Source organism: Shewanella sp. ZOR0012, from assembly GCF_000798835.1.
Lineage (GTDB): Bacteria > Pseudomonadota > Gammaproteobacteria > Enterobacterales > Shewanellaceae > Shewanella > Shewanella xiamenensis.
Genome location: NZ_JTLE01000094.1, coordinates 1,801,974 through 1,823,591, shown reverse-complemented (window position 1 = coordinate 1,823,591; position 21,618 = coordinate 1,801,974). Strand labels below are relative to the sequence as shown.

Sequence of the window (21,618 nt, the reverse complement as noted above, 5' to 3'; positions counted from 1 at the left end):
ACGACATTAGAAATTGAAAGTATATGAGGGAAAACTCGTTGTTAACTTTATAAAAAGATATTCCTCTATCGCATATTGTTAATTCAGAACAGGCTTAATTAAAGCCTGTTCTATTCTAAATTAAGCTAGTCTGATTAACACAGTTAATGCATAGATAACCATAGCCCAATAAAAACCAAAAAGAACAATCCAAACCCAATTCAACCAAGTTAAACTTGAATTATCCTCGTAGTCTAAAGGTTCAAGCGCAAAGTTAATTGCTTTTTGAGCTTCATACAATGGATACAAAACGGCTAAAGGTATAACAATAGAAATTAAAATCAAAGATGTCGGTAAAGTCTCAATTTGATTGAGAACACTAGAGACTACGACAAGTAAAACGTAAACTGTCGCCAAAGCAGAATGATTCCAACGATAACTTCTATTATCTTCTTTAATATATTCATTAACATAAACAAACAAAGAGTGTGTAAAAAATACCGTAAAAATGCATCGAGCAATTGGCCATGCATCTAAATCATAATACTCTTTTAATGCCTGCCATTGCTTATAAAACCAGTATATTTGATATAGACCAAAGGTAGCAAAAAACATAATAACAAATTTAGCAAGTGAAACATGAAACAGTGGTACTCTATGAATATTGCTATCTACTGTTATTTGTTTTTCATCGCTCTTTAATGGATTATTTTCCTGACTTATTACATCTTCCATGGAAGAATTCCTTTCTTTTAGTAGTCGTCATAACGTTAATTTATTTTCAAAAGTTCAAGCCCTTTAGCGGACTCAAACAATCTACCCTAAACAGCAACAACTGTTAACAATTAAGTAAATAAAATTATTCAAAGAAAGATAAGCCACATATAAACAAAAAGCCCTGCAAAATATTGCAGGGCTTTTAAAAAACTATGTTTCCACTGTAAAAGTTGGAAAATTAAAACGGGATATCGTCGTCCCAACCATCATCCAAATCTGGAGTGAAGTTTTGTTGTGGCTGTGGCGCTGGACGCTGCGCAGGTGCCGCTGGCGCTTGATACGCAGGAGCTGCAGGCTTAGGCGCATAACCGCCCTGCTGTGGCTGAGCGTGAGGCTGAACATGGGGCTGCGCCTGTTGCTGACCATAGCTTTGCTGAGCTGGCTGCTGATTGTAGCCAGATTGAGGTTGTGGCGCTGGTGCTTGGTAAGCCGGAGCCGCTTGCGGTGCTGGCGCGTATTGATTTTGCGCAGGAGCAGCTTGTTGTGGGGCTGATTGGTAACCGCCGTTTTGTGGCATACCACCCATTGGGGCACCTTGGCCTTGACCTTGGTTACGGCCGCCTAACATTTGCATGCTACCGCTTTGGTCGATAACCACTTCAGTGCTGTAACGATCTTGACCGCTTTGGTCTTTCCACTTACGCGTTTGCAATTTACCTTCGAGGTAAACCTGTGAACCTTTACGCAGGTACTCACCCGTAATTTCAGCCAACTTGCCAAACAGAACCACACGGTGCCATTCAGTACGTTCTTGCTGTTGACCTTGTTGGTCTTTCCACGATTCGCTGGTCGCAACGGTGATGTTTGCGACTGCGTTACCGTTTGGCATATAACGCACTTCTGGATCTTGTCCCAAATTGCCAACCAAAATTACCTTGTTAACACCACGACTGGCCATTGAAATCTCCTGCGATTCTTTAAATAATCTGTTAATTCAGTATGTTGTTTATAATTGTTGCCGCAAGGGAAAATCCGCATCCCTAAGTATTCGCGGCAATAACACATATTATTGAGCAGAGCCTAACACAGCTCGGGCTTCTCTTAAATCGAAATGCTCGTCAACTTTGAGATAAGCGACTTTCTCGTCTAGCACCACAATCGCTTCAACCACACCCATCAATTGTGACAGTTGCGCCGCCATATCACGGGCTTGGGTTTTGTCTTTAACGGCAGCCTCTAAGGTGTAACTCTTAAGCAGTACAGGATTTTCCATCCCTAAGGTGAGCAATAACCAAATGCCCATTAACACCAACGCGACAATAAACACGCCCACTGCACCGACTAATTGGTACGCACCGCCACCGAGCATACCGCCACAAAAGGCCCCGAAGAATTGGCTGGTCGAATAAACACCCATCGCCGAGCCTTTTTCACCCACGGGGCAGAATTTCGCAATCAAACTCGGCAGCGACGCCTCAAGGTAGTTAAAGCCAGTAAAAAACAGCAGCACGGCCACGCTCAATACCCAGAGGTTGTTCGAAAAAATCGCCATGGCCGCAAGGGCAAACATCATGATAACTAAAGCAATTTGGAACATCGCCTTAGTATTCTTGCGCTTCACCCCGATGATGATTAACGGCACCATCAAGAAGAATGCGCCCACAAAAGCAGGGAAATACAGCATCCAATGTTTTTCTTTCACCAGGCCCGCATCGACTAAGTCGAGTGGCAAGGCGACAAACACGGCGGTTAACACTAAGTGCAGAATAAAGATCCCCGCATCGAGCCTAAACAACTGCGGATCGGTCAACATGCGCTTAAGCTTCGCGGGCGCCGCTAAGGTATCGCCCTTAGGTGCGTGGGAAATGGGATTGGGCACCAATAACTGCACAATCAACATGCCTAACACCGCAAGCCCAGCAGTTAAAAAGAATAACCCTGATAAGCCTAAATGCTGCGCCACAATCGGGCCAACCAGTAACGACAGTGCAAACGAGCCACCGATACACATACCAATAATCGCCATAACCTTGGTACGTTGCTCATCCCGTGTTAAGTCGGCCGCGAGCGCCAGCACAGCGGCCGCAATCGCGCCCATTCCTTGTACAGCACGGCCAAACACCACGCCATAGATAGTCTCAGCATTGGCGGCAATTAAACTGCCGATGGCAAACACCACTAAGCCTGCAAGAATGACAGGTTTACGGCCATATTTGTCTGATAAAATCCCCATAGGGATCTGTAAAATGGCCTGAGTTAAGCCATAAGCACCGATGGCAATGCCCACCCAGAGGGGTGAAAAACCTTCTAAATGCCGACCATAAAGTGCAAAGACGGGCATGATCATAAACAAGCCCATCATGCGTAAACCAAATACACTGGCTAAAGAAAACGCGACTCTTGTCTCGGTTCCTGAAAGTCCGTTGTTACCCATGATTTTGCCTTGGATTGAAGTCTTTTAGGGGGCGCATGTTAGCACACCACAAAGCATTTGCTCAAAAGGAAAAACCGTCCTAAGCACTCGTAGTTAACGGGTTGTCCAGCCCCATCGCGACGCCGTTTAAAAGGCACAGTTACGGCCTTAGGTCTTTATTTTAAAGGCTTATCTAAAAGTCGATTCGCTACAAATAGTTAACTTGATACTTACAGAGATAAGCTTAGGCTTGCCCTCATACTTGGATTAATCTTAGTTAATTCGCTAGGTTCATCACGATTATATCGCCCACGGCCAAGCATTGGCTTACCGCCAACCCAGAATAGAGATCACAGAATCGACTAAACTCAGCCGCCGAACTGTGCGATACTTAGGCTCATTTTTTTAAGCATAAGACTTGAGCGATAGATGGATAAGATTGAAATACGCGGCGCACGGACCCACAATCTCAAAAATATCAACCTGACTATCCCAAGGGATAAGTTAATCGTTATCACAGGGTTATCGGGATCAGGCAAATCTTCCCTAGCATTTGATACTTTATATGCCGAAGGCCAACGACGTTACGTTGAGTCTCTTTCTGCCTATGCCCGCCAATTCTTAAGCTTGATGGAAAAGCCCGATGTCGACCATATCGAAGGCTTAAGCCCAGCGATTTCCATCGAACAAAAATCAACCTCCCATAACCCACGCTCGACTGTGGGTACAATCACCGAAATTTACGACTATCTACGTCTGCTGTTTGCCCGCGTGGGCGAACCGCGCTGCCCGACTCATGGCCAACCGCTGGCGGCGCAAACCGTGAGCCAGATGGTCGATAAAGTGTTAGAAATGCCCGAGGATAGCCGCTTAATGCTGCTGGCGCCCGTGGTCAACGGCCGTAAGGGTGAGCACGTTAAATTACTCGAGGGTTTATCCGCTCAAGGTTATATCCGCGCCCGTATCGACGGTGAAGTCTGCGATTTAACCGATCCACCAACCCTCGACTTACACGTTAAGCACACCATCGAAGTGGTGGTCGATCGCTTTAAAGTCCGCAGCGATATCCAGCAGCGCCTCGCCGAATCCTTTGAAACCGCGCTCGAACTCTCGGGTGGGATTGCCGTGGTCGCCAGCATGGATGAAGGCACCACTGAAGAATTAATCTTCTCGGCCAACTTTGCTTGCCCGCACTGTGGTTACTCGATGGCCGAGCTTGAGCCACGGATTTTCTCCTTTAACAACCCAGCCGGTGCTTGCCCAACCTGCGATGGTTTAGGGGTACAACAGTTTTTCGATCCTGACAGAGTGATCACCAACCCTGAGTTATCCCTGGCTGGCGGCGCGATTCGCGGCTGGGATAGACGTAACTTCTATTACTTCCAGATGTTAAGTTCGCTGGCCGACCACTATAAGTTCGACGTCGAAGTCCCCTTCGAACAACTATCTGATAAAGTCAGAAAAATCGTCCTCTACGGTTCAGGTAAAGACAGCATCGCCTTCAAATACATTAATGACCGTGGCGATGTGGTGGTGCGTAATCACCCCTTCGAAGGCATTTTAAATAATATGGATCGGCGTTACCGTGAGACTGAAAGTAACGCGGTGCGCGATGAGTTAGCCAAGTTTATCAACACCCAAGCTTGCCAAAGCTGTGGCGGCTCGCGTTTGCGTGAAGAAGCCCGTCACGTGTTTATTGGCGATCTTAACTTGCCGAAACTGACCGTTTGGTCAATTGGTGAAGCCCTAGATTATTTTGACAAACTCGAGTTCAACGGCCAAAAAGCCCAAATTGCCGAAAAAATCCTCAAGGAAGTGCGCGACCGTTTAGGTTTCCTCGTCAATGTCGGCCTTAACTATTTAAGCCTATCACGCTCGGCCGAGACCCTCTCGGGCGGTGAAGCGCAGCGTATTCGCTTAGCCAGCCAAATTGGTGCAGGGCTTGTCGGCGTAATGTATGTGCTCGATGAGCCTTCTATCGGCTTGCACCAGCGGGATAACGAGCGTCTACTGCAAACCCTGATCCACCTGCGGGATTTAGGCAACACAGTGATTGTGGTAGAGCACGATGAAGATGCTATCCGCATGGCGGATCATATTATCGATATCGGCCCAGGCGCTGGCGTCCATGGTGGTGAAGTGATTTGCGACGGTCCGATTGAGAAAATTATCGCCTGCGACGAATCCGTCACTGGGCAGTACATTTCGGGTAAACGCAATATTCATATCAGCACTCCACGTACGCCGTTCGACCCGAAACAAGTGATTGAGCTCTACGGCGCCCGCGGCAATAACCTACGTAATGTAGATTTAACCATCCCTGTGGGATTATTCACCTGTGTGACTGGAGTATCGGGCTCAGGTAAATCGACGCTGATTAACGACACCTTCTTTAGAATTGCCCACAAACAACTCAACGGCGCCACCGTCGATGAGCCCGCGCCTTACGATCGCATTGTCGGCATGGAGCAATGCGATAAAGTGGTCGATATCGACCAAAGCCCGATTGGCCGCACTCCGCGCTCAAACCCCGCCACTTATACTGGCATCTTTACCCCAATTAGGGAGATTTTTGCCGGAACGCAGGAATCCCGAACTCGCGGTTATCAGGTCGGGCGCTTCTCCTTTAACGTCAAAGGTGGTCGCTGCGAGGCCTGCCAAGGCGATGGCTTAATTAAAGTCGAAATGCACTTCCTGCCCGATGTGTATGTGCCCTGCGATGCCTGTAAGGGCAAACGTTATAACCGCGAAACCTTAGAAGTGCGCTACAAGGGCAAGAATATCCACGAAGTGCTGCAAATGACGGTGGAAGATGCCCGCGAATTTTTCGATGCCGTGCCTGCGATTGCCCGCAAACTGCAAACCCTAATGGATGTGGGTTTGTCCTACGTACGTTTAGGCCAGAGCGCGACGACGCTATCTGGCGGTGAGGCCCAAAGGGTAAAACTGGCCAAGGAACTCTCCAAACGCGATACCGGTAAGACCTTGTATATATTGGATGAACCAACCACAGGCCTGCACTTTGCCGATATCCAATTGCTGCTGGATGTACTGCATCGACTCAAATCCCACGGCAACACGATTGTGGTGATTGAGCATAATCTGGATGTGATTAAAACCGCAGACTGGATTATCGACTTAGGCCCTGAAGGCGGCGGTGGCGGCGGTACAATCCTCGCCACAGGCACACCAGAAGAAGTAGCCTTGCATCCTACCTCACACACGGCACGCTTCTTAAAGCCGCTGCTGGAGCGGGATGCACAACTAGCAACGCAGTCATAATCAGGTAAGGCTTCAACCTCAACGACGCCTTGGGAGAACACTCCCAAGGCGCACTCCATCGAGGAGGATATTTTGTTAGAACATCGCCCCAACTTAACCAGCTTAAGTCGCGTTAATGTCATGCTCATTACCTGTTTAGGACTAATGCTATTCGCACTTGCTATCGCGGCTATCGATCCGATTATCGGTCAACCCACTCGTTTACAAGTTACTGTCTTAGATAGCACCGCAGAAAATAGCCTGCTGGCATTACCCGATGGCCGAGTCACCACGCTTGCCCAAGGTGGGCTCACCAAAAATACTCAGGTCACCCTGTGCTCGCGCACACATTTGGTCTCAGGCTTAGAGCACTTTAATTTAAGCCCGCACCAAGAGGCGGCGCTCTCCCCCGAGATCCAGGTATTAGATTAAATCCACATTAGGGCCCATGCACTCTAGCTAAATCCCTGTTAGGCTTAGGATTGATCGTTCCTATTGCCAACCTTAAGGATAATCATGGGCAATTTGGCACACGCACTCACTGCAATCATCCGCTCTTGGTCTCCATGCACGGGCTTATTGCGCTTTTTTACCCTTAGCCTATGTATGGGACTCATGGCCTGCACTAGCCAACCTGCCGAATATACTTGCTCGCCAGAGGCGATTCGATTGAATTGGGCTGCCCCCGCAGATCTTAAGCAAACAGTAGCAACACTCAGCTCAGCAGAATTAATGGGGCGTAAAACCCAAACAGAAGGTGCTGCCAAGGCGCGCGACTATTTAAACCGCCAGTTTCAACAACTAGGCCTTAAGCCTTGGGGAACAACCTTCGAGGTTCCCTTCGAATATTCCACCCTATTTAGCCAAGAGATGGGAAGCAATCTGGTCGCCTTAGCGCCAGCGCGACAACCTACGGATAAATGGCGTATTGTAGTCGCCCACTATGATCATCTCGGCATGAGTGGCGGCAAGGTTTACCACGGTGCCGATGACAATGCCTCCGGCGTTGCCGCATTACTCGCCATCGCCAACCACTGGCAACGCGCTGCACCCGACTCACTCCCCAACATTAACTTAATGTTTGTCGCGACCGATGCCGAAGAACCTGGGCTGTTTGGCAGCACTGCCTTAGTGGAGCAACTCAAGCAGCGAATGCCTGAAGCGCAATTTGAACTGATGCTCAATCTGGATATGATTGGCCGCCCAAGTCGCCCTTACGCTATTTACCTTGAGGGCAGCCGCAACTTTTATCAATTTCCTCAATTTAGGCCAATGTTGAATCAATCTAACGGCCTGTGTATCAAACTCAGTCACCCTAAGCCTGTGGGGAGAAGTATCCAGAGCACTAATTGGCTAAGAGCATCGGATCATTATCCCTTTCATCAGGCTAAAATCCCTTGGCTATATTTTGGTGTGCCCACCCATCCGCAATATCATACGCCGGAGGATACCTACGAGACCTTGGACTATGTTTTTCTCGCCGCTGTAGCGGAATCGGCTTTTGAATTAATTAAACTCGATGGCAACTTTTTGAAAAATTAGCCGAAGTGGCGCGTTTCTTGCTCAGTTTTTGTGAAAAAACCTCCTCAAACGGTGGATTTATCCTTATCCGGATTGGTAAAGCGGCTTATATGCTGCTATAATCCGTCGTTCGCGGGAAATCGACACGGGGTTGATTTTCTGTCTGTGAAACTTAAGCGCCAATCCGCGCGCATCCACAAGGCTACAACTCAATGTCATCCGATGAAAGAACTTTCCGTGAACTCGGCCTATCCGAGAATTTGTTGCGTGCTCTTGACGAGCTAGGTTATGAAAAACCAACGCCAATCCAATCAGCCAGTATTGATCCACTTATGGCTGGCAAAGATATTTTAGGTCAAGCGCAAACAGGTACAGGTAAAACTGGCGCCTTCGCGCTGCCGCTGCTGAATAAAGTCACCAGCCAAACCACACCACAAATTTTAGTATTAGCACCAACGCGTGAACTTGCAGTTCAAGTTGCTGAAGCGTTCAGTAGCTATGCCAAATTTATTAAGAATTTCCATGTACTGCCGATCTACGGTGGTCAAAGCATGCAACAACAGTTGAATGCCCTCAAACGTGGTCCACAAGTTATCGTGGGTACGCCTGGTCGTGTAATGGACCATATGCGTCGTGGCACATTAAAACTCGATTCATTAAAAGCACTTGTGCTCGATGAAGCCGACGAAATGCTAAAAATGGGCTTCATCGATGATATCGAATGGATCCTTGAGCACACGCCAAGCGAGCGCCAATTAGCACTATTCTCGGCCACAATGCCAGAGCAAATTAAACGTGTTGCTAACCAGCATTTACGTAGCCCTGTACATGTGCGTATCGAGTCTAGCCAAACGACAGTTGAATCAATCGAACAACGTTTCGTACAGGTATCACAGCACAATAAATTAGAAGCGTTAGTACGCGTGTTAGAAGTTGAAAATACTGAAGGTATCATCATCTTCGTTCGTACTCGTAACTCATGTGTTGAATTAGCTGAAAAACTTGAAGCCCGTGGCTATGCATCATCACCTTTACATGGTGATATGAACCAACAAGCCCGTGAGCGTGCAGTTGAACAACTCAAAAACGGTAAGCTAGACATTCTGATCGCGACTGACGTTGCGGCCCGTGGTCTGGACGTTGAGCGTATTGGCCACGTAGTAAACTACGATATTCCATACGATACAGAAGCTTACGTCCACCGTATCGGTCGTACTGGCCGTGCTGGTCGTAATGGTATGGCAATTCTGTTCGTCACTAGCCGTGAAATGCGTATGCTGCGCACTATCGAGCGTGCGACTAACAGCCGTATTTCGCCAATGAAAGTACCAAGCCCAGAAACCGTTGCAGAACGTCGCCTGTCACGCTTGGGTGAGCAGCTCGCTCAAACCATGAACAACGATCTCGAATTTATGCGTGAAGCCGTTGCTCAGTTATGCCAGCAACTTGAAGTAGATACCGATCTGCTCGCAGCGGCCTTACTGCACCAAGTTCAGCAGGAACGTCCACTGCAATTGCCTGCGATTCAAGAACGTGTTCGTGATGAACGCAGTGAGCGTAGCGAACGTAGTTCAGACCGTGGTGCTGACCGTGGCGAACGTCGTAGCCGTGAATCTCGTCCAATGCCAGCAAGCTTAGGCAGTGCTGAAGCGTTAAAAGACAATCCAGACCTGAAAATGTGCCGTTATGTGATCGACGTAGGTCGTGAAAATGGCGTAGGTGTAGGCAATATCGTTGGCGCTATCGCAAACGAAGCCAATATCGACAGCCGTTATATCGGTGCAATCCAACTTTATGATTCAGTGACAACTGTTGACCTGCCAGATGGCATGCCAAAAGATGTACTACAACACCTGAAGAAAGTGCGTGTGTGTGGTAAGCCATTGAATATCCGTGAAGCTGGCGACCAAGTCTTTGTTGACTCTGGCCGTGGTGCCCGTAGCGACCGTCGTCCACGTAGCGACCGCCCAGCCGGTGATCGTAAGCCACGTGCAGCGTCGGGTGACAAGCCGTTTGCAGACCGCAAACCACGTTCAGACAAGCCAGCAGGCGAACGTAGACCACGTAAACCACGCGAAGAGTAATCCGCAAACCTAAACCCTTAGGTCAAGCGCATTAAAACAACGCATTAAAAAGGAGCCTCGGCTCCTTTTTTGTTATCTAAAAATCGCTTCTGCTCAAACTTCACTGGCCAGTTGATATTTCGAGCAGGTATAGTCAATACGTGGATGCCTAACTTAAGGACAAAAATGGATTTTTTAGCACTGATAACTTACCCATTTATCTCGGCACTGCCCGAGCTCGCTAAGTCATGCCGCGAAGATAAGACTTTATTAATCATGGTGCTGGTCGGTTGTACCCTGTTTGCGGGATTTATTGGATTGTTAGTCGCAATGGCAAATTAACTTGCACTTAAGCCAGCATGTCTATTAGTGTCGGCGTAATCTTTAGCAATGCAATTAGTGTATTTCGATGAAAAAAGCTCTTAGCGCTGGTCTTTTATCCGCCTTTGTCGCCCCTGGCAGCGGCCATTTTTACCTAAAACATAAACGTACTGCACTGGTGTTTTTTAGCTTAGCGGTCGTGAGCCTTGTGCTGCTACTCATGCAAATCTATCAAGTGGCGCAAGTGATCGCCTTAGATATTCAAAACGGCACCTTACCGCTTGATATCGGGGTGATTTCTGCCGAAATCACCCAACAAACCCAGACCACAATTGCCAATGCCAATGAACTGCTCTATGGCTTTTTGCTCTGCTGGTTAGTGGCATTAGTCGACAGTATTCGGCTTGGGCTTAAACAAGATAAGCATGATTCCCTAACCGCAAACACATCGAGTAAGAATTGACATAAAGTGATATAAAACCTTATCAATCTAGCATCGTGTGCACTTAGTCTTTTGGGATTGCCACTGCCCAAGCTTCAATAAAACTCTGATAATTGCCAATGAGTAAATCCGCCGCTTGGGCATAGTCGGGCACCTCTTCTGGGCAGTAGAGGGCGCAGCGGCTACCAGCGTTTTGCGCGGTTTGCAGATCAAATAGGTAATCCCCCACATACAAGATATCCGACGGACTCAACTGCCATTGCTCGCAAATCAAGTGGATCCCCTGCGGGTGAGGCTTTGGCTCGGCATCGTAACGGGTCAGCACTAAGGGGATATCAATACCGAGTTTTTCAATGGTAATTTTGGCCGCCTCGGGCATATTGCGGGTCAAAATCGCCAGCGGCAGTTGCCGCATCTTTAAAAACGCAATTAACGCCTGCGCCCCTTCAATCCAGCTCGCCTGACGCGAGCTGGCAAGCTCGTAGTCATGGACAATTTCCAGCGCCTGCATCTTGGCCATTGCGGTCTCAAGACTATGGATATGCTCGAGAATATCGGTACCCGATCCGATACCTAATGCCGCCCTTAAGCCTTTAAAGTCAGGGTTTGAATGGGCAAGCGTACCATCGAGATCGAAGATAACCCCGCGGATCTGTTCTAATTCAATATCGGTCAGGCGTGTTATCACTCGGGTACCTATTCAGTGGTCTGTGAAGCGGGTTGCAAACGTCGTGCGCGGCGCTGGCGATACAGGGGCAGCAACTGCACCACCATCACTGACACAATAATCACACCTATGCCAAAGAGCGATAAAGCATCTAACTCATCGGCCTTAAACACGTCAGGCCACCAACCGATACTCACCACTAACGCCGTGGCACTAAAGCTAAATACTGGCGTTAACGCCAACATGGCGCTCACCTGTGCCGTCGGCCAATACTTCATCGATTGCCCAAAACAACCGTAGGCAATCAAGGTATTGGCGGCGCAAAACAGCGCCACTTGCCAGTCAAAGCTATCCATTTGCGCAAATTGGCTAAAGTCGCTAAAGGGCGCCATCGCAAAAATACCTAAGGCATAGATAACCAAGAGTACGTTGGCGGGGGACAAACAGTTCAACAGTGACTTTTGCAGCAGTGCGTAGGTGGTCCATGACAATGCAGAAAACTGCACTATCATCACCCCAAGCCAGATCTCATGATTATCAGTTGCCGAAAAATCTAAAAAGGGATGGAAAAACATTAACATCCCTAAGGCTAAAGCGGCAAAACAACTGAGCTGCACCGCGTTCAAGCGTTCTTTAAAAAATAACACGCCGCCAAAGGCGAGGAAAAATGGCGAGGTTTGAAAATTAAGCTGCGCCGCGCCCGGGGCTAAATAGTCGAGGGAATAGACGAATGACACATAGTTAAGCATTAAAAACAGTCCGGCGAGGATAAGTCTGAGCCAAACCTTGGCATCGAGTGCCGCAAACTGTTTCAAACTGCCCGCACTCCACTGCACCAAAATACTGACCAAGAGCGCCACCAAAAACCGAAACCAAGTCAACGTCACCGGGTCGATAAAACTCCCCGATAGCTTAAGTGCTATAGGTAAAATCCCCCAAAACAGCACGGCAACAGAAATAAACAATAACCCCAATTGAGCATGGTTATTTGCCAAGGATCCAGAGTGGCTTTGATTCACGGAAAAGTCCCAGTAGTACAGCAGAAAGGAACGCCATTCTGGCACCGCACCGCGCTAAGATCTAGCCTAAAAAGCGATTAACTTATCCGCCTGTTTGGATAGTTAAGCTGACACTCAATCAATCTTGCTCAGCGATAAATACTCAGCATTTGAAGATAAGTTTTATCAAGCCTTTACCGACACAAAAAGGTATATTGAGCGCAATTTCTCTTTTGGCACAGATTGGATTTATAGAGTCAATTGATACCTTATGTGCACATTTATTGCGGCATAAGCCACTCTATATAAGTCTTTAAAAATAAGTCAGTTAGGATAAAAAATGTCACCAATAGACACGAAAGCACAGCTTGAGTCCATTAACGCAGCAGCACAAGAACTCGCGCAGCGCCGCGCTAAAGGTGAAGCGGGCGACCTGTTGCAAGAAGCGTTAAGACCCAAGGATTTCCCCCACGCCTTTGCCATCCAACAAGCGATTGCCCAGCAATTTAGCGCCCAAGGCAACCCGATTGCGGGTTGGAAGTGTCTACTCCCAACGGCAGAAAAAACCGTAGTGGCGCCCATCTATCAACATGATGTGTATCTGCAAACCGCCGAGTGCCCGCTTTATCCTTCAAGCAAAGGGCTAGCCCGTGTCGAGCCTGAGCTCGCCTTTGAAATCGGCAACGATTTACCGCCACGAGCTACGCCCTATTCTGAGGCAGAAATCGACGCCGCCCTAGGTAAAACCCGCCTCGCCTTAGAACTTATCAAAAGTCGCTACCAAAACCCAAGCGAAGCCAATCACTTCGACGCCCTCGCCGATGGCTTAGTCAATCAAGGTCTATGGTTAGGGCCAGAACTACTTGCACCAGCCAAGATAGAAACAGGCCATTTCGCCCTGAGTGTTGAAATTGCTCATAACGAGCAGCAACAGAGCGAAACACTGCAAAAAGCCGCTGTTCATCCAAATGGTTTCGCTAAGGCCGGACTCTACTGGTTAGTCAACTTTTTATCCGCCCAAGGGATTGGCTTAACCCGAGGACAATATGTGATTACTGGCTCCTATGCGGGGGTATTAGATTTGCCACTCAATCAAACCTGCCAATTCCACTACGGTGAGTTAGGCCAATTTGGTTTGCAGTTTGTGACTAAATAAGTCTCTGCCTAAAGGGTGCCAAGCCCATCGGCAAAGTAAGAAGGTAGGCAAAGGCTTACCTTCTTAGCGTCCCCCCAGCGACCAACTGCCGAAAACAAACTTGTATCAAGAGTGAAACATTTGTACTATCCGAAGAAACTAAACATAAGGATATACAAGATGTTAGACGGAAAAATATTACCCTTAGCCAGTCTATTTGCTTTAGCCTTAAGTACTTCGTTACCTTTAACCGCCTCGGAAAACAGCTTTCCCCAAGCCTACAGTGACTACCAAGCCGCACTCAAACAAGGTGATAACGACCAAATAGAAGCCAGTGCCAAAAGGGCCTTCGAATTGGGCGAAGCTCAATATGCCAAGGACAGTGTCGACTTAGCTAACCTCGCCATGAACTGGGCTGGTGCGATAGAGAAGCAAGTCGCCCCTTACCCATTTGAAGAAAAGAATTTGCCAAAAACAGCTAAGGCGAATGAGTTATATCAACTCGCATTAAGCAATTATAAAAAGCATTACGGCGAGCATGCCGCTGAGCTTATCGACCCGCTACTCGGCGCAGCGGAAACCTCACCTAAGCTGACTGTGGCGAAAGGATTTTTTGAAGATGCTATTGAAATTGCTGAAAAAAATGCAAATAAAAAGCTGTTGGCGAATATAAAAATGGCAGCCTTTGCTCGCCTCAGCAACACAGAATTGTACACTGCTAAGGTAAGAGACTATGCCTTCGAGGCCTATGAAACTTACAAAGAAATCCTGCCCGAAAATGCCCTCGACAGAGTCAAAGCCACCTATGTCGTCGGTGCCGTTGAATATGCCGAAAAGCATGATGACAAGGCGATTCCGTTGCTTTTAGAAGTGGTTAAGCAGTTTGACGCCCTTAACTTTAGCCATCCCTATGCCTTAAGCGCCCACGCTTATTTAGTCGAACTGTATGAGCGCCAAGGAAAGCGTGACGAGTCCACCGCCCACTGTATCGCCATCGGCAAAATGCGCCCTTGGGCGGACATGCAGGAGCAACAACCACTGTTTCGCACGGTGCCCAAATACCCTAAGTCCTACCTCATACAACGTAAAAGTGGCTATGTGACCCTTAACTTCACTGTTGATGAGATGGGATTTGTGAAAAATCCTGAAGTGCTCGAATCCAAAGGCGGTGTGCTATTTGAAAAATCCACACTGAAAATGATCGAAGAATGGCGCTATGCCCCGAAGTTTGAACATGGCAAGCCCGTGCCAGCACAAACCACTGTGCGTATAGACTATTTCACCGATAAGTCTTAATCGGTTACTTCACCTCATATCCCAGCCCATCGCCTAATCCCGATGGGCTGTTTTTATCTTCTGAAGCAGAAGTAGTTAACACTCGCTTTATCCGGCTTAAACAAGTCTCACAAATACAAGCCGTCGCAGGTTGCGTTAATAGTTGCGCTAACTTATCAGCACTCAGCCCCGCTGTATCGCCTGTCGATAAACCTACCGCAAAATCGCCAGATAGCAATTGAGTCAACTTCGGAAACGCCTGCTTAGTGCACCAACAGTTACTGATATCTGCACCAAGAGTCATAGCACACTGATTCGCCCCTTGGCATAAAGGGCACTGCTGCGCCACATCGAACTGAAGTTCTGGTAAGTGTTTAGGCACGGTAATCCTTATGGCATCGGAGTGATAACGCAGAAATAATAATGGTTTTTTGCATTAACGTTGGAATAATAATTCCATCATCAAGGCACTCATATCGATTAAGCGTGCAAATAAACACCTAGGTTTTTATTGCCCTTTAATTGACCGTATTCATCAAGTGGTATCTAACTAAAATCATATTTGGTGTATTCATTTAGCTCAGTAAGCCGCATTCCTGCGTTATGGAAAATGTATTCACGGATTCATATATGCTAAATACTTATTTGTTCACGAACCTTAACGCTATACGTCTTGAGTATTTTTCAAGCGGTGCTTGTTTAATGCATCTCTCAAGAATTTTCGAGCACTTGTACGATCAAATTGATATCGATTGATTCCACTCACAACAATCGCAGCACCACAATTAGGCATAGGATCTCCAATTGCAAAACCAACACCGCAATTTATTGTATTGATGGAGCTAAAAAAGTTTCGATTGTTAGTATTAAACAAGTAAGTTTCGCCAACAACCAGTTCAATCCCATTACGAAGAACTCGACCTTTAGCTAATCGAATAATTCCTGGTGGTTCAAATTTGAGCTGTATGAGTATTTTCCTTTTACCTTCTCGGATAGTTAAGGTTTGAGCGACCCATTCTATATCCCATTGATTTGTTTCACATATAAGCTCATTGTCAGCAATTTGAAGAATCAGGTTGTTAGTTTCATCAAAAGCTAAAAAGTTAAGAAGTAATTTATCTTGCTCAACTCTAAAACCAACCATTACTAAGCCATCAACTACTAATGGAGCGAAGAATGAACCTTCGGTCAGTCCATGGTATTTAAAGCAACTACTACCTAAGTAAAAAGAAACGTCAGCACCGGAATAACTCATAAGAACATTTTTAGACACACCAACCCTTTTATTGTAAGGGTCGAGATTTGCCTTCTTTACATCTTCAATGGGAATCAGGCCATCTGTTTTCATCCCATGGTGCATTCTGCATAAAAGAGTAATCTCATCCTCTTTATGCCTCTGTACGATAGCCCATTCCTCCATGTGTTCGTATTCATATAGAGGAAATCCACAGATAACACACCCAAATCCACAGCGTTGTCGGACAGATCTTTTTATCTCACTAGGGATAGCTGGTCGATTGCTCATAGTGTCTCCAAATCAGTTTGATCGAGTACTACATAGAATGATCATGTAAATATTGATGGATTTAATAATTAGGATAAATACATCAGCTATGTCAGTAAGTTAGCACTATAGACTTCAGCCCCTCAAGATGCTTTTTCAATTAGAAGGAGATAATTCACAAATGCTTAGCTGATTATTTCTATAAACAGCAAAATACAGTAAGGTGTAACAATACTTTGTTTCCTTTGACCAAAAACCACCGTAAATCAGCTCCTTAGAAAACGTAGAGAGGGTTCAACTCCCTCGATACGTTTCATGTATTCGAGATTGGTTTTGAAATCAACAGACCACACTGATGTCCGAAAGGCGAGTCATGGTGATTAGCGAGACGACCGTCCGCCCCAAGGACGGGGCGGTCGAGCATCCACGGATGGACTCGCTGCGAGTCGACGAGCGAATGCCATGACTCTCCTATAGGTTGTCCCTGTAAAAACACGAAGATCCCTGCAACAAAAATCCCAAATGACTCGGTACAATTGACCAATAAAAAATCCAGCAAAGCTAAATGCTTGCTGGCTTTTCTGTCTAATCCACTGACTCGCTTCATTTCACCGCGAGAACAGTCAATCAAAGCGACTCAACTACGACTTTTTCGGAAACACCGGATAAGAGGTGGTGCCGAGCACTTTGCCATCGACGTCGACACCGTAGTAGTCATTGTCATTATGGTATTTTTCCTGCGCTTGTTTCACATCGCCCTTATTGCGTGGGTCCTGTGGCCGTTCATGGGAGTTGATATAAGCGGCAACGTCCCATGCCTGTTGGTTAGTCAACTGCATACTCTTACCGAAAGGCATGTTTTCATAAATGAAGAATGCGGCCGTATTCACCCTGTGCATGCCAGCACCCCAGTTGTAACTCATTGGGCCCCATAATGGTGGCAGAGAGTAAACACCGGCAATCGCTTGGCCTTGACCATCCGCGCCATGGCACGCTTGGCAGTGGGCGGTATATACGGCTTTGCCGCGCTCGGGTGAGAACGCAAGTTCAGGTTTTGGGATCTCAGGATAGCCACGGCCGGGTAGATTTGCGCGTTGCTCCACTGTCATGGCTTTGGCTAGGGCGTCTGGCAGTGGGAAATCCTCACGTTTGGCGCCTTTTACCAATTCGGCATCGCTAAGTTCTGGCACTGGACCATCGAGGTTCGCCGCATCCATTAAACCACTCATCCCTAACCAGTAGGCATAGGCCGATAGCGCAACCAGTTCGGGGCTGCCCGCAGCGGGGGCTTTACCATTCATGGAATAGTTAAAACAGCCTTGTATCCGCTCTTGAAAGGTATTTACTTTATCGTCTTTTTTACGATACGCGGGATAGGCAAAATAGGCGCCCCACACCGGTGATGCATTCGCCTTACGGCCCGCATCCATATGGCAGTTAACGCAGTTAAGCTCGTTACCCACATACTTATCTCTCAGCTGCTGGGTATTCACAAATAACTGATAACCCAAGCGTACTTTATCGCCGAAGGCACCTTCGGGAATCGCGCTTAAGGGTCTAGGCGTAAGATAGGTTTGATCAGGATTTTTAGGGACTGAGGGCAATGGCGCTTGTTTATCAGGTAATTCTTGCGCCGCTTGTACCTGAGCTGTCAGCACGCCCATTGCGGCCAATAGTAAGATGGCAGAAGATTTCATGGCCGGCTCCTTATTTCAAATTCGCAAAGTAGTTCGCTAAGGCATCCACCTCTGCGGCGGTCAGCTTGTTAGCCACATTGGCCATCATGCCGTCCACATCTCCCTTACGTGTGCCAGCTTGCCACGCCAACAGTTGCGTCTTGATATAGCTGGCCTGCTGACCCGCTAAACGCGGGAACAGCCCGCCACCTAAACCCGAGGGGCCATGGCATGTGACACAGGCAGGTAAGCCGCGAGACCAATCACCTTGATAGGCTAAGCGCGCGGTATCATCGCTAAAGGTGATTTGTTCGCCCCTAAGCACAGGCTTAATTTCTACCTTAGGGGATTTGGCGGAGAAATAACTCGCCACTTGCTCAATGCCATCACCTTGCAGGGTCATCGCCATCGGCATCATGGTCGCGTTTTGGCGCACACCTGCCTGAAAATGCTGTAATTGGGTGGTGAGATATTCTTTCGAGAGTCCAGCCAAACGAGGGCCAAGTGGCTCAATGCCCTCACCTTCGACGCCGTGGCAGGTCACGCAGATTTGTCCCGCTGGCGGGAGAGCGCTGGTATTCGCCATAGCGACAGAGGTCAAGACACAGCCGCTAATGAGCGCGATGCCTTTGGCTAATGTTTTAATTTTATTATTCATTTTCTATCCTTGAACAAACCTTGAGTCACACGAAAACGCTTGAAAAACTGCGTTAACGGCTAAACCAAGGTCGCTAAAAAAGAGATAATTGAGTGGTGCGTTCTACGTTTAGCCCACACTAAACGCATCAAAACACCATACTCCTTGCACGGAAGCGGAACAAGCATTAAAAAAATCTAATATTAACCTTTTAGTAACCAAATCGAGTCGCTTCAAAGCTATTCAATAACTTATGCAGCAGATAACAGAGGAATAACGTCGCCACTATCGCCACAAAAATGCTGCTCACCCGATACAGTGCACTAAAAATTAAGTCGTTACCTGGGGTTAAGTATTGGCCAAATAAAATCCCTAACGTCGTCATAGCACCAAATCCCACACCCGAGCCGCTCGCCTCCTTCACATGGGCCTGTGCAAACAACATAAGGCCAAGCCACAGCAGCGGCACAATCAGGATCAACAATCCTGACCAATCGTAGAGAAAGAGTTGCACCATCACCCCAAAAGACACCCCAAGCAAGGTACCAATGGCACGTTTACGGGCATAATCCAACGCCCCGTTCCAATGCATGGGAAATAAAAGTAGCAAGGTGGTTGCCTGCGCCGACATCGAATCACGCAGATCGAAAATCTGAAACACTAAGAAAGAGAGCGTGGCAATGCTGGCACCGAGCAACGCCTCATGGCGCATACGGTGCGGCGCCTTAGGGCCGGGTTGATAGGCGGCGCGAGGTTCAACATCCGGCCAAAGTGCAGTCATTAAATAGGCGATGATGACTGATAGCCCTGTCGCCCAAAAGTTACTAAAAATCAGATCATTCAGATCTGTGCCCGGATAGCTGGCAAAGTGCAGCATAATGCTTAAACTCAGCACGCCATTGGCACCAAACAGAAACAGGCTACCGCGGGACATCGCCGCAAAACGATACAAAAACAGCAGGAAGACAATCGGTGTCATCAAGTCTGGGTGGCTACCGAAGAAGCCTCCGAGCAGGCCGACTTCAAGCCCCGCAATGGCAGATGATGCCAATAATTGCCTTACCGCATGGCCACTTATCACAGGGACTAAACCCAGTAATAACATTGGGGTTACGGTAAAAAACACCCCATTACTCCAACCAAAGAGCTTACACAGGGTAAAACCAATGGTACCGCCAGTGGCAATGCGCAAGCACTGGCGTAAATCATTGGCGGTTAATGGGCTGTGGCGTAACAACATGCAAATTGCCTTGATATTAATAGATGTAATGGAGCAGGCTAATGACCTTAATCTGCACCTTGGCTAGCAGGCTAAATAGCGTATTGTCGGGCAGCAATTGCACTGTGGCGCGCGCCCCTGCGGGTAGGTTATTCATTGCACTGTTGTCTGACACACTGTCATCTAAGACTAAATGCAGTCTTAAGCGCTGCGCATCACGCACCCAACGGTCTGACTCCTGCGGCGCGGCTAAACGACCATTGGCATCAAACTGCCCCGCACTCACCCCTGCATCGACACTGCTCACTTGGGCGTGATACAAACGACCAGGCTCACCGTCAAAGGCAATTAATGCGGGATAAGCAGCATTCACACCTCGTAAGGTTTTTTCGCGAAAATCGGCAATAATATCCAATTTATCAGAGACTAAGGCGAGTAGTGGTTGGCCCACAGCGGCAAAACTGCCCACTTCAAGTTGCAGGTTGGTCACCACTCCATTTTGGTCGGCACGGATTTGGGTGTAAGACAGATTCAGCTCAGCTTGCTCTAACGCATTCATCGCTTGGCGAACTCTAAGGTTATCTTCGCCATAGAGACCACGGCTCACTTTGAGTTTATCGAGGCGAGCATTAGCGGCTAACACATTCGCCTCGGCGGCGTCCGCATCACTATCGGCTTGATCACGCAACTGCTGCGAAACGCCATGGGTCGCATAAAGTGCATCTAAACGTTTGGCCTCGCGGCGTTTTTGTTGTGCAGTCGTCACACTCGCATTCACTTCTGCTTTAGCGGCTAAGAGTGCAGCATCAAGTTCGGCATTATCCTGACGCACTTGTTCTAGGGCCAATTTGGCATGTGACACAGCCAACTCAAAGGGCGCAGGGTCGACTTGAAACAGTAAATCGCCTTTGGCGACCACTTGGTTATTTTTCACATTAATCGTTTGAATCTTGCCGCTGATCTGTGGAGTCACCTTAGTCACTACACGGGTTGCCATAGCCTGTGGGGTTAATGGCATCATAGTGTCGGCAAACATAAAATAGCCAAACACGGCCACAAAACCGAGCATGGCGATTTTGACAAGACGGGCAAATTGTTGATCCGGTGTCATCTTATTTCTCACTCAAGAATATCTGTGCTCTTAGCCAACTTGGCTAAGGCGTTTTCACTAATTAGGCTAATGATGCGTTCAAACTCGCCAAGCTCAGTGGCGCTAATGCCCGCTAATAATTCACCGCGCACATGGATAATCCGCGCTTCTACTTGCTTTAATACGTCTTTACCGGCGGGTGTTAGCGACACGATTCGGGCGCGCTTATCTTTAGTGCAGCAATGACGCTCGACTAAACCTTGCTCCTCAAGTTGCCCTAAGGTACGCATCAAAGAAGCCAATTCAATTTCCAGCGCATCCGCCAACACCTTTTGGCTCACGTTGTCACCTAGACGCAATAACTTCCACAACGCGGTCCAACGAGGATGGGTTAACCCAAGTGGTGCTAATTCCACATCCGCCACGGTACGCCATAAGCGGTGCAGGCGACCTAAATGTTCCGCGAGGGATAACTCCTTTAAGCGCTCGAGTTCTTTATACATGATGCTTACTCATTTACTTAGCCTGCTAAGCATTATACTTAGTTAGCAGGCTAAGTAAATATTTATGCCTATAAAAGATCTGTGCACGCTGCCACGAAATCCGCAAAAAGCCGAAAAACAACTGAAAAAGGTTCACCCGCTCGCAAATATAAAAAGCAGTATCTCTATAATATTCAAAAAGATATTTAGACAGGCAT

The 21,618-nt window shown here is 47.6% G+C and carries 21 protein-coding genes; 8 read left to right on the top strand and 13 right to left on the bottom strand.

From position 1 onward, the window contains the following. Positions 1-120 precede the first annotated feature (120 nt). The 3 genes from L976_RS09620 to L976_RS09610 form a co-directional block, all read right to left on the bottom strand. Entirely contained in the window at positions 121-714 is a 594-nt protein-coding gene (locus L976_RS09620; RefSeq protein ID WP_047536355.1) for a hypothetical protein, read from the bottom strand. Positions 715-934: 220 nt separating this feature from the next. Continuing rightward, the gene (ssb, locus tag L976_RS09615; protein ID WP_047536353.1) at positions 935-1,654 is read right to left on the bottom strand and encodes a single-stranded DNA-binding protein; all 720 of its coding nucleotides are present in this window, start codon (positions 1,652-1,654) and stop codon (positions 935-937) included. Positions 1,655-1,762: 108 nt separating this feature from the next. Further along, the gene (locus L976_RS09610; RefSeq protein WP_037422579.1) at positions 1,763-3,130 is read right to left on the bottom strand and encodes an MFS transporter; all 1,368 of its coding nucleotides are present in this window, start codon (positions 3,128-3,130) and stop codon (positions 1,763-1,765) included. A gap of 408 nt (positions 3,131-3,538) precedes the next feature. On the opposite strand from L976_RS09610, the gene uvrA reads away from it, so the two are divergent. The 6 genes from uvrA (at position 3,539) to L976_RS09585 (ending at position 10,738) form a co-directional block, all read left to right on the top strand. After that, positions 3,539-6,391, top strand: coding sequence for an excinuclease ABC subunit UvrA (gene uvrA, locus L976_RS09605; RefSeq protein ID WP_047536350.1), 2,853 nt, complete (start codon positions 3,539-3,541; stop codon positions 6,389-6,391). A gap of 72 nt (positions 6,392-6,463) precedes the next feature. Beyond that, the gene (locus L976_RS09600) at positions 6,464-6,802 is read left to right on the top strand and encodes a hypothetical protein (RefSeq protein ID WP_224021592.1); all 339 of its coding nucleotides are present in this window, start codon (positions 6,464-6,466) and stop codon (positions 6,800-6,802) included. A gap of 84 nt (positions 6,803-6,886) precedes the next feature. Next, positions 6,887-7,912 (top strand): M28 family peptidase, encoded by a 1,026-nt coding sequence (locus tag L976_RS09595; protein ID WP_047536347.1) that lies wholly within the window; start codon positions 6,887-6,889, stop codon positions 7,910-7,912. Positions 7,913-8,103: 191 nt separating this feature from the next. Further along, on the top strand, positions 8,104-9,975 hold the full coding sequence (locus L976_RS09590; RefSeq protein ID WP_037422567.1) for a DEAD/DEAH box helicase: 1,872 nt from the start codon (positions 8,104-8,106) through the stop codon (positions 9,973-9,975). Positions 9,976-10,140: 165 nt separating this feature from the next. After that, positions 10,141-10,296 carry a hypothetical protein gene (locus L976_RS23245; RefSeq protein WP_156143179.1) on the top strand — a complete coding sequence of 52 codons (156 nt, stop codon included), beginning with the start codon at positions 10,141-10,143 and terminating at the stop codon, positions 10,294-10,296. A 67-nt stretch (positions 10,297-10,363) separates the two neighbouring features. Beyond that, entirely contained in the window at positions 10,364-10,738 is a 375-nt protein-coding gene (locus tag L976_RS09585) for a hypothetical protein (protein ID WP_047536345.1), read from the top strand. A gap of 43 nt (positions 10,739-10,781) precedes the next feature. Here the strand turns inward: L976_RS09585 and L976_RS09580 are convergent, their stop codons facing one another. Both L976_RS09580 and L976_RS09575 read right to left on the bottom strand, forming a co-directional pair. Further along, on the bottom strand, positions 10,782-11,405 hold the full coding sequence (locus tag L976_RS09580) for an HAD family hydrolase (protein WP_047536343.1): 624 nt from the start codon (positions 11,403-11,405) through the stop codon (positions 10,782-10,784). A gap of 8 nt (positions 11,406-11,413) precedes the next feature. Then, on the bottom strand, positions 11,414-12,403 hold the full coding sequence (locus tag L976_RS09575; protein ID WP_047536342.1) for a DMT family transporter: 990 nt from the start codon (positions 12,401-12,403) through the stop codon (positions 11,414-11,416). A gap of 319 nt (positions 12,404-12,722) precedes the next feature. Here L976_RS09575 and L976_RS09570 point away from each other — a divergent pair, with 319 nt between their 5' ends. After that, positions 12,723-13,538, top strand: coding sequence for a hydratase (locus tag L976_RS09570; protein WP_052183988.1), 816 nt, complete (start codon positions 12,723-12,725; stop codon positions 13,536-13,538). Between the two features lie 159 nt (positions 13,539-13,697). Continuing rightward, positions 13,698-14,813 carry an energy transducer TonB gene (locus L976_RS09565; RefSeq protein ID WP_047536341.1) on the top strand — a complete coding sequence of 372 codons (1,116 nt, stop codon included), beginning with the start codon at positions 13,698-13,700 and terminating at the stop codon, positions 14,811-14,813. Positions 14,814-14,817: 4 nt separating this feature from the next. Here the strand turns inward: L976_RS09565 and L976_RS09560 are convergent, their stop codons facing one another. From L976_RS09560 to slyA, 8 genes are all read right to left on the bottom strand, one after another. Beyond that, a complete protein-coding gene (locus L976_RS09560; protein ID WP_052183987.1) occupies positions 14,818-15,174 on the bottom strand; it encodes a cysteine-rich CWC family protein in 357 nt (118 codons plus the stop codon). Positions 15,175-15,456: 282 nt separating this feature from the next. Continuing rightward, a complete protein-coding gene (locus tag L976_RS09555) occupies positions 15,457-16,317 on the bottom strand; it encodes a hypothetical protein (protein ID WP_047536338.1) in 861 nt (286 codons plus the stop codon). Positions 16,318-16,609: 292 nt separating this feature from the next. After that, positions 16,610-16,903, bottom strand: a complete 294-nt coding sequence (locus L976_RS23515; RefSeq protein WP_197062271.1) for a hypothetical protein — start codon at positions 16,901-16,903, stop codon at positions 16,610-16,612. A gap of 34 nt (positions 16,904-16,937) precedes the next feature. Next, the gene (locus L976_RS09550) at positions 16,938-17,993 is read right to left on the bottom strand and encodes a c-type cytochrome (RefSeq protein WP_047536336.1); all 1,056 of its coding nucleotides are present in this window, start codon (positions 17,991-17,993) and stop codon (positions 16,938-16,940) included. A gap of 10 nt (positions 17,994-18,003) precedes the next feature. Then, entirely contained in the window at positions 18,004-18,630 is a 627-nt protein-coding gene (locus L976_RS09545; RefSeq protein ID WP_047536334.1) for a c-type cytochrome, read from the bottom strand. 190 nt (positions 18,631-18,820) lie between these two features. Continuing rightward, positions 18,821-19,849 (bottom strand): DUF2955 domain-containing protein, encoded by a 1,029-nt coding sequence (locus tag L976_RS09540; RefSeq protein WP_047536332.1) that lies wholly within the window; start codon positions 19,847-19,849, stop codon positions 18,821-18,823. Positions 19,850-19,865: 16 nt separating this feature from the next. After that, positions 19,866-20,939: an HlyD family secretion protein gene (locus L976_RS09535; protein ID WP_047536330.1), complete on the bottom strand. Its 1,074-nt coding sequence runs from the start codon at positions 20,937-20,939 to the stop codon at positions 19,866-19,868. 8 nt (positions 20,940-20,947) lie between these two features. Beyond that, positions 20,948-21,421, bottom strand: a complete 474-nt coding sequence (slyA, locus tag L976_RS09530) for a transcriptional regulator SlyA (protein ID WP_037422531.1) — start codon at positions 21,419-21,421, stop codon at positions 20,948-20,950. Between the last annotated feature and the right edge of the window lie 197 nt (positions 21,422-21,618).